The organism is Deinococcus piscis (assembly GCF_014653275.1).
GTDB classification, from domain to species: domain Bacteria; phylum Deinococcota; class Deinococci; order Deinococcales; family Deinococcaceae; genus Deinococcus; species Deinococcus piscis.
This window is the reverse complement of sequence record NZ_BNAL01000011.1, coordinates 59,800-68,952: the sequence shown is the minus strand read 5'-3', so window position 1 is coordinate 68,952 and position 9,153 is coordinate 59,800. Positions and strand designations below refer to the sequence as shown.

The following is a 9,153-nucleotide window of genomic DNA, read 5'->3' as shown; positions in this document are numbered from 1 at the left end:
GCCACCCAAGCCCTGAAAATTGGAGCCGTCTGGCACGGCTTGTCCCACGTTTTGAGGGGTAGTCAGCTAATTTCCCTTCGCGGTTGCAACGGCCTGCGGCCTGCACAATCGCTTCCAGCGGCCCCATAGCGCGGTAGACCGTCGGGAAATCCACGTCCACGCCCGCTTCAATGAGCTGCGTCGAGATAACGCGGCAGGGCTTTCCGTGCCTGAGCCTGTGCCGGATGATGGCCAGAACCCGCTTGCGGTGGTGCGGCACCATGTTGGTAGACAGATGGAAATTGGCGCGGGTATCGCCCAGGGTCTCAAAAAGTTCCTGCGCGTGCTGGCGGGTATTGACAATGCACAGCACTTGCGAGAGACCACCCAGCTCCGTGGCGAGATCAGCCCAGCTCGTCGGCTCTGCTGTCCGAAAATGGTAATCCACCCGCTTGAGCTGCTCAAAGAAATAGTCAGTATCGTCAATCAGGTCGCGGATATTTTTCAGGGCCGGAAAACCCAGGCGCTCATCCAGCGCGGGCTGCGTGGCCGTACACAGCACCACCGAACAGCCGCAGTATTTGACCAGAAATTGCAGCGCGTCCAGCGTGGGCGTCAACAGGCCAGTGGGCAGGGTTTGGGCCTCGTCCAGCACAATCACGCTGCCCGTCAGGTTGTGCAGACGGCGAAGCTGCGCGGTGCGCGTGCCAAAGAGGGTTTCCTGAAACAGCCGGACGGTGGTGGTCACAATTACGGGAGCGTCCCAGTTCTCGGTAGACAGTTCGGCCAGGGTCTGCTTGTCTTCCTCACCTGCGTTCCTGGGCTTTTCCGGCTCCAGATTGCTGTGGTGTTCCAGCACCTTGAAATCGTTCTGTTCCAGCACGTCGCGGAACACCTGCGCGGTCTGGTCGATGATGGTGGTGAAGGGCACGCCGTACACCACGCGCCGTAGACCGTGCGCCTGGGCGTGGGCCAGTGCAAAAGCCAGCGAGGTCAGCGTTTTGCCGCCGCCCGTGGGCATGGTCAGACGGAAAAACCCGGTGGAATCACCCGCGTGTGAAAGGGCCGCCTCATACATCTCGCGCCGCAGCACGTTGATGGGTTCGTTCGCCTTCTCGCCACCGTTTTTGCTTTGCATGTGCGCCTGCAACCGCTCAAACAGTAGGCCCATTTCTGCCGCCTGTTTGTCATATTCAGAGCGCAGGGCGGCCTTGCCGGGGCTGCCGTGGCCCTCGGTATCGAGGCGGTCAGCGTCCACCAAAGCGCTAAAAAGCACTCGAATCAGGAAGGCACGTTCGGTGCCTTCAAGCGGTAAATCCGGCAAGTCTTGCAACAGGTCTTCCACTTCGGACGTATCCTGCACAGCTTTGGCAAAAAGTTCGTGGGTTTCCTCCACTTTTGTTTGCTTGAGCCTTGCATCCAACGCGGCTGTATCGGTCAGCTTGCCGTGATGGTTGGCGATGATGAACGGCAACTCCGAGCGCTCCTCACCGTCCATTTCAAATTCGGCGGCCATTAGCCGCGCACCTGCGTCGCTGTGTGGGCAGGGCTTTTCCTCAAAGCTAGGGTCGTGCCTTTCCTCGTGCGGGTGCCATTTCAGGCGGTGAATCTGGAACTCGTCGCGGTACTTGCCCAGGTCATGCAGCAACCCCGCTAGGCGGGCATAAACCGTAATCTGTGGAATGGCAGGCACCAGATAGCGAACGTGCTGCTCGGTACGGTTGGTCACGCCTTCCACATGGTCTTTGAGGGCCTGCCAGTTCGGATTTTCTTTACCGGGACTGTGCCCCATATAGTGGCCCATGCTTCCACTATGCGCCTTTACTTTTGGACAGCGTCGCTAATTTGTGGATGATCAGTTGGCTGTATCAAACACGCTCTTACAGATTGCGATAAATGCCGCCTGACTCATAGAAAAATATAAGAGAGGGTTGCCGGCCCTGACACAACCTAGATGCTGCACGCAAGTAAACGGCGAGCCAACCCACAACCATTCCGAAAATCATGATCACATTTACCGCATGATTAAGTACAGGTATGGGGGGCTGCTCCCTACATTTCGGTGGGGCTAGGGGGCTGAAGAAGAACTTGTCGGGCACAGGGGCTGGCTAGGCCTCTTCAAACCTATCCACTTGCAGGAGTGCCTTAGCAAGCCGCTTCTCAGCATCTGCATATGCTCGCCGGAAGACGACCTGTAACGCTTTTGGTCGGGTTGCCTCGGCCGCAGTCATGAACCGCTTGGTGAGGCCTTCTCCTCTTATGAGCCAATCATCCCAAATTCTGAGACGCCGAGCCCAAACTCCACGCTCAGTGTCATCCCGTGTCATGTAAACCAACTGCAGCAACGCCACTTGATCGAGCTGCATAGGCTTTTGCTGCTCGAGAGCTTGCCTCAGAAGGCCCTGGGGTAAGGGAGGATCATCGGTCAAAATGAACCGCGTAGCTGATGCGGTATCCCAGCCAGGACTACGCGCCATCAGTGCTACCAAGTCATAGAGGCGCTTGAGAAGTCCAGCAGACGGGGGGACTACAACACGGTGGTGGACAGAGAGCTTCTCGTTGCCGACGGGGCCAATCGTATTCTCTGTAGTAATCAGCCCACCCAGCTGCATTGTTGGAACGAGTGGTCCACTAGACCAACCTTCAACATGATCGGCCAACAGCCGAAGGTAAGCTGCGAGTTCCATACCGCCCTCACGCAAATGGTCGGGTTCAAAGTTGATCCAATCGTTCCAGTCTTGGCGTAGAGCTTGATAGGAAGCAGCCTCTAGCTGGATGTGTAGCTGAGCAACTGTGCTTTCCCGGTCTGCAACTTGTTCAAGCCAGTCCTGCGCTCTCCGAAGTGCGTTCGCCCTTGTCTCCGTACGGCTATTAAACCAGGGAAAAGGGGCCTCACCATTCGCAGTGCCAGTGGCAGCGTCAGTCGCAATCAGCTCTCGCAAAGCTTCAAGCTCCGCCATCAAGGTCTTATCCTGCTGGATCCGCAAGCCCATGAAATAGGCCATTCCATGAATGCTACTCAGGGAAACTGACTCGGGCCGCAGTCTAGGAATCATTTGCTTCTGCTTTGCTGCTTCATTCCGCAGAAGGCTGCGTGGCGCATAGCTGATGGCTTGGTCAACAATCGTTTGGATCAATGCGTCCGTCAGTTCATGGTCTGCACGGTGTTGCCTGATAGAGGGCCAGTCCAAGACCTGCTGAACATGCTTCAGCTTCCAGAATTCCACCAGATCCGGACATTTCCGAGAAAGTCCTTCTCGCACCTGGATGTAAATCCGGTCTCGCTCCTTTCGGGGAATAGATAAAAGCTGCGTGTCAGACATTCTTTTGGCCTTGCTCTGTTGCATGAAGAACTTATGGAAACACTTTTTGGGTCATTTCTGTTGTCATCATTATAGGCCCTAGAGGACGAAGCAAGCCGAAACAGGAACACCTCGCAAGAGATTCGGCCGTCACAGAAGGGAGCCTAGAAATGAACGAGCAAGCAACCACCGAACGAACCGAACGCCTCACCCGCCGTCCCGAGGAAGTCGGCCACATCCTCGGCATTGGGCGCAACGCTGTCTACGAACTGATCCGCACAGGACAGCTGCGCAGCATCAGCATTGGCCGCAAGATCCTGATTCCGTTGGCCGCCATAGACGAGTTTCTGGCTGGCGGCGGAGCCAACTGATCTAAACAACATCTGGGGCCGACCAAGCAGTCGGCTTTTTTCATTCCCGCCACATCGCCAGGGTTCAGTGACCACCCCAGTCACTGGCCCTGCCCTATTGCCCAACACAGCCATGCTGCCAGCCAATCCGACAACTCATCCCCTCAGCTACCAATATCAACTCCGGCACGGAGCTGATTTCTTGCCTGATGCGCTTCACGACACGACATCCAAACGGAGGCGCAAGGCCACCCAGCTGAAGGGATACGGACAAGGTATCTTGGCTCGGCTCACAGCCTGCCCAGGCTCGGTCTACCACGTCTCCTTTGAGCTGAAGGACTGCACTGATTTCTACTGGGATGCACCAGTCCGTGCTAAGGCACAGTGCCAGGAGCTCCTTGGGGATTCTCCCCGTTATGTTTTCTGTGCCCTCTCCAGGCAAGGGAAGGCGCACGTCCATGTCATGGTGGTTCTCAGTCCTGAGGAGGCAGAGGAACTCAGAAGACGAAAAGTCTGGCATAGACAGATTGAGGGGCTCGGTGACCTGGAGAGGCTGGCACAATACTTCTCTAAGCCTAGGGACGAACGAGCCTGCCGACCTGACACGCAGGACGTGATGACCTACGACCAGCAGGAATTGGCTCAGCAAGCTCTAGATGCCTGTGAAGACCTGTTGGCCGCCCGGCGCATAGGGCGTCTCCCCAGGGGGACATTTACTGCTCACTTGCCCCTACTCAAGGCTGACAAGACTTTGGAGCCTTCTCCAGAAAACCAGACGGAGGCGGGGTCTTCAGCTCCTGTTGTGAGCCCTGCTGTGCTGGCGAACCCCCAATCCCTTAAAGCCTCACAGGAAGGTTGCAGCCTCAGCAGTGCAACTTTTGAACCGAAGCGTTCTTATGCCCACAGTCCCAGCCGTGCCCGAGGTCCGCCAACACTTGGCGGGTCATGCTGTCCAACGCCGCAGCCTCTGCCCTGACAGGAAACCGAGCTTTTTGTTCCAGGCGGCCGATTTCCCTCCACCTGGCTCCGATCACGCCCGAAAGGACCTCAAATGATTCCACCCTAATACCCTCCGTGCTTCAAAACCGAACCAGCCCAGCTCCTCCCCGAACCCAGGCATCAGTAAGGGGGAGTGCTTTGCTGTCTCTGCTGTCTGCCAACAGGCATCCCGTGCAGTCCGGTTTGTACATTTTGGCAAGCCGGTAGTCTGGCCCAGCTTGTTGCGAAGAGCTAAAACTGCCGAGGGGGTCAGCCAGTCCACCTAAGACCACCCTTTTCATTGGTCATGACAGGCCAACGGAACTGCGTGACCAGGTTAAATTCGGAAGCCGCGACCCGGGGCTTCATAAGTACGGGCCGCTTCCAATGCAATTCCCTTCAGCAAAGAGTAGACGCAGTGCCGGGCGGTCCGCTACGCCTTCATAAGTGGCCTGACAAGTGTTGGCCAGCAGGCCGCATACTGCAAGCGGCCAATCAATAGAAACTGGCTTCCTGTTCGCTGTGCAGCCTACACAACGCGAGGACTTCGTAAGCGCTTTTGGCCGGTGCAGCCGTTCAGCTCACTGGGGCAACTCGACCAACCTGTTGAGCCGCTCGCGCCGCCGCTTCCAATCAGGGAGCACACGTCCCAGCAGCCGGTAATAGGCTGCGGAGTGGTTGAACTCCGTGAGGTGGCACAGCTCATGCAGCAGGACGTAATCAATGCATTCTTTAGGAGCCTGTACCAGCCTAGGATTGAACGTCAGCTTGCCTGACCGTGTACAGCTTCCCCACTGTGTCCGCATCCTCCGCAGACTGAACTCGCCCGAATGGCTGATTCCGAAATGTGCCGCGTGCTCTAAGCAGAATTCCATCCGTTCGGAAATCACTACTGCGGCCCGTGACCGAAGCCAGCGCTCAACCACCTGCTCAGCACGGCCAGGAGTCCTCACGGCTACCAGCAATTCACCGCGAACCACCCTGACCCCCTCCGGCTCATCCGTCAGCAGACGCAGGCGGTGCTGCCGGCCCAGGTAGCGCCATGATTCACCGCTGACGTACTGGCGTTCCGGCAAGGGGGGCGGCAACTTTGCCAGCTCGCGCTGTTGCCGGAGAATCCAGGCTCCCCGTTTCGCCACCTTCAGCTCTACCGCATCCTCCGGCGCCTCCAAAGGCGCGACGGCCAGCACGCTGCCGTCCGGCTGCACCTCAATGCTGAGGGTCCGGCGGGCACGGCGCTTCAAGGTATACGGAATTCGGGTCATGCCGTACTGCGCCGTCCGTGCCCCCCCGCTACCCTTAGGCATCCCGGTGCCGTGCGACAGACAAGACCTTCTCGAACAAGGCGTCCCGGATGGAATGGGGAATGCGCTGCCCAGTTTCACGCTCAAGCTCGTAGAGGTGGTCATCCATAGCATCAATCATGCGATTCCGCACGCCCTGATTACTGTGCCAATCCCGGATTTTGAGGCCCTGAATCGCATCGTCGAAGGCTAGAGCAGCAGTGGTTAGCCGCTCAGCCAGGTCCGTTACGCCACTCAGAGATTCCGACAACCCCTCTTCCAGCAGTCCACGGTAAGCCTGCGCCGCCTCACGCCCCTGTAACCTGGGATCACCACCTTCACCCTGCTCACGTTCACGGGCCATCCGGGTCAGTTCCTGCGCACGCTTGAGGTACTCCAGGTCAGCCAGTCGCCCAGCGCGGTGGTCAGCAATGGCTGCGTCCACCAGTTCGGAGAGCCGCTTGTAGAACGTCGGGTCCTCTTCCATGCGCTCAGTCACGGCCCGGCGGATTCGGCTCGCCATGGTATCCGCCTTGGCGGCGTCCCCTTCAATCTGGGCGTCCTGCTCCTCAGCGCTTTCAGCATCAAAGAGGCTGACCGGCTCGGCCAGCTGGGTGACGCTGTCGGCCCCCACATGCTCCTGCACCATCTTGCGCAGCTGCGCTTCCAAGGGGCCGAAGTCCACGCTCTCACCGTAGCGCCGCTTGACGGTGGTGCGCAGGTTCAGAAAGAACCGCAGGTCGCGGATATAGACCTGCCGCTCAGCTTCCGGAGTCCGGTCAAGGAACGCGGGTGTGCTGAGGGCCAATTGCAGGGTTTTCGCAAAGGCGGTCAGCGCCTCATAGAACGCCTCCCGGCGGTCCTGCGGTTCCAGATGGCGCTGCATGGCTTCCAGATCCTGCCGGTCTATGCCGCTGAACACATCCCAGACATGGCCGTGCCGGGTCTTCAGCAGACCGATTTCCACTTCTACGCTCTCTAGCGTGCCAGCCACATCTGCCGGGTCAAAGCCTTCGGCCTCCAGCGCGGCGTAGATGTCGAGCGCTTCATGCAGTTCGTTGAAGATGCCCCGGTAATCCACGATCAGGCCGTAATCCTTGCCGTCGTACAGCCGGTTCACGCGGGCAATGGCCTGCAAGATGTTGTGTTCCTTGAGCCGCTTATCCAGGTAGAGCACGGCATTACGCGGTGCATCGAAGCCGGTGAGCAGCTTATCTACCACGATAAGCAGTTCCGGCTCGCCGTCTCCCTTGAACGCCGAAATGATGCTCTTTTGATAGTTCGCTTCGCTGCCGTAGCGGTTCATCATGTCGCGCCAGAAGGCCTGCACTTCTGGGACATCGGCCTCATCCACGGTGGTATGCCCCTCACGGGTATCGGGAGCGGACATCACCAGTGCCACGCTCACGCGGCCCCAGTGCTCGAAGATCTTCTTGTAGCGCACCGCGTCCAGCTTGCTGCTCACGGCGAATTGGGCCTTGAGACCACGACTCTGGTAGTTCTGCGCGAAGTGCTCCCCGATGTCGTAAGCAATCTCTTCCAGCCGGGAACCGGCTCCCAGGACCGTCTGGGCGGCTTGGAACTTGCGCTTCACGTCCGTCTTCTGCTGATCGGTCAGGTTACGGGTCACGCGCTCGAACCAGCGGTCTATCTGCTCCTGTGCTCCACGCAGCTCGGCGTGCCTGGCCTCGTACTTGAGCGGCGCGACGGCCCCGTCCTGCACCGCCCGGCCCATGGTGTAGGTGTGTAGGATGCCGCCGAACTTCTGCGCGGTGTTCTTCTCCTTCTTGAGCAGCGGCGTGCCGGTGAAGCCAATCAGGCAGGCATTGGGCAGCACGGTCTGCATCAGGGCATTGGCGCTGCCGTACTGGCTGCGGTGCGACTCGTCTACCAGCACGAAGACATCCGGACTGGTGACCTTTAGTTTCTCGCGGGCCACCGTCTCGAATTTGTCAATGACGGTGGTGATGACCTGGGTGCGCTCCGAGGACAGCAGCTCCAGCAGATGCCGCCCGTCCCTCGCCTGCACCGGCTGAACCCCGGTGTTCTTGAAGGTGTCGGCAATCTGCTCATCCAGGTCTACCCGGTCGGTGACCAGCACGATGCGTGGTGCCAGGGCATCCGGCAGGTGGGTCAGCGCACGGGCCAGCATCACCATGGTCAGGCTCTTGCCGCTCCCAGTGGTATGCCACACCACACCGCCATGCCGCTTGCCCTCGGGGGTCCGCTCCTGCACCCGGCGCATAATTTCGCCCACCGCGTAGTACTGCTGGTAGCGGGCGACCTTCTTCACGCCGGCGTCGAACACGATGAACCCACGGATGAAGGGCAGCAGCCGGGCCGGAGCCAGCAGAGACGCGATCAACCCATCCTGAGCACTCGGCACGCGGGGGCCTTCATGCCAGGCCCGGTCCAGCTTTGAACGCAACGGTTCGTCACGCCAGCCCAGGATGCGGCCGCGGACTTCCGGGGGCAGCGGCTTGCCGATCAGCTCCGGCAAGGCCGCCGTGACCTGCGGGTCTTCCTCACGCCAGGTGGCCCAGTACTGCGCATCAGCCCCAGTCGTGGCGTACTTCGCTCCGTTCTGCGCCACCGCCAGCAGCAACTGAGCGAAGGAGTACAGCAGCGGGATTTCCTCACGGGCGTGGTTGCGCAGGGTCTGCGAAATGGCCTCGGCCAGCGGATCTTGAATATCCGGGCGCTTGCACTCAATGACCACCAGCGGAATCCCGTTGCAGAACAGCACGATGTCTGGCCTCCGCGTGCTGCTGCTGCCCTGACGCTCCACCGTGTACTCCTCGGTCACATGCCAGATATTCCGTTCGGGCCGCTCCCAGTCAATGAACCGGACGCTGAAGCTCTTGCGGTCCCCGTCTATCACCTGCTCCACACTGGTGCCCAGGGTCAGCAGGTCGTAGGCGGTCTGTGCCGTGGTGTAGAGCGCCTCGAACGGCAAGCGCAGCAACTGGTCCGCCGCTTTCTGTAGCCCTTCAGGGGTGAACTCACGCTCTTGGTCCAGGTAGCGCACCCGGTTCAGGCGGCCCAGGGCTTCCAGCAGCACCTCGGTCAGAATCACCTGCCCGCGCCGGCCTCGCCTCTTTTCCAGGGCTTCGGCAGGGGTCAGGAAGGTATAGCCCAGGTTCACCAGCTCGGCCAACGCTGGAAGCTGGCTGGACACGATTTCACGGAAGTCGGCAGGCGGGTCGGTGCGGGTCATCGGTTACCTCAGTTGGTTGAAATACGGGCGGGTATCAGTCCAGT

General features: G+C 59.5%; 5 protein-coding genes. 1 reads left to right on the top strand and 4 read right to left on the bottom strand.

Annotated features, from left to right (window positions below; translation table 11 throughout):
* Positions 1-1,783, bottom strand: a 1,783-nt coding sequence (locus IE158_RS06085) for a CRISPR-associated endonuclease Cas3'' (RefSeq protein WP_189642769.1), incomplete at its 3' end; no start/stop codon positions are given.
* Between the two features lie 304 nt (positions 1,784-2,087).
* Positions 2,088-3,326, bottom strand: a complete 1,239-nt coding sequence (locus tag IE158_RS06080) for a hypothetical protein (protein WP_189642768.1) — start codon at positions 3,324-3,326, stop codon at positions 2,088-2,090.
* Between the two features lie 125 nt (positions 3,327-3,451).
* Here IE158_RS06080 and IE158_RS06075 point away from each other — a divergent pair, with 125 nt between their 5' ends.
* Positions 3,452-3,652, top strand: a complete 201-nt coding sequence (locus tag IE158_RS06075) for a helix-turn-helix domain-containing protein (RefSeq protein WP_189642767.1) — start codon at positions 3,452-3,454, stop codon at positions 3,650-3,652.
* 1,538 nt (positions 3,653-5,190) lie between these two features.
* Here the strand turns inward: IE158_RS06075 and IE158_RS06070 are convergent.
* Positions 5,191-5,874, bottom strand: a complete 684-nt coding sequence (locus IE158_RS06070; protein ID WP_229838939.1) for a M48 family metallopeptidase — start codon at positions 5,872-5,874, stop codon at positions 5,191-5,193.
* A 34-nt stretch (positions 5,875-5,908) separates the two neighbouring features.
* Positions 5,909-9,109 (bottom strand): type I restriction endonuclease subunit R, encoded by a 3,201-nt coding sequence (locus IE158_RS06065; RefSeq protein ID WP_189642765.1) that lies wholly within the window; start codon positions 9,107-9,109, stop codon positions 5,909-5,911.
* Positions 9,110-9,153: the final 44 nt, after the last annotated feature.

Excerpts from the sequence above, each read along its gene's own strand:
- IE158_RS06080 (WP_189642768.1), bottom strand. The coding sequence starts at position 3,326 with ATGCAACAGAGCAAGGCCAAAAGAATGTCTGACACGCAGCTTTTATCT.
- IE158_RS06075 (WP_189642767.1), top strand. The coding sequence starts at position 3,452 with ATGAACGAGCAAGCAACCACCGAACGAACCGAACGCCTCACCCGCCGT.
- IE158_RS06070 (WP_229838939.1), bottom strand. The coding sequence starts at position 5,874 with ATGACCCGAATTCCGTATACCTTGAAGCGCCGTGCCCGCCGGACCCTC.
- IE158_RS06065 (WP_189642765.1), bottom strand. The coding sequence starts at position 9,109 with ATGACCCGCACCGACCCGCCTGCCGACTTCCGTGAAATCGTGTCCAGC.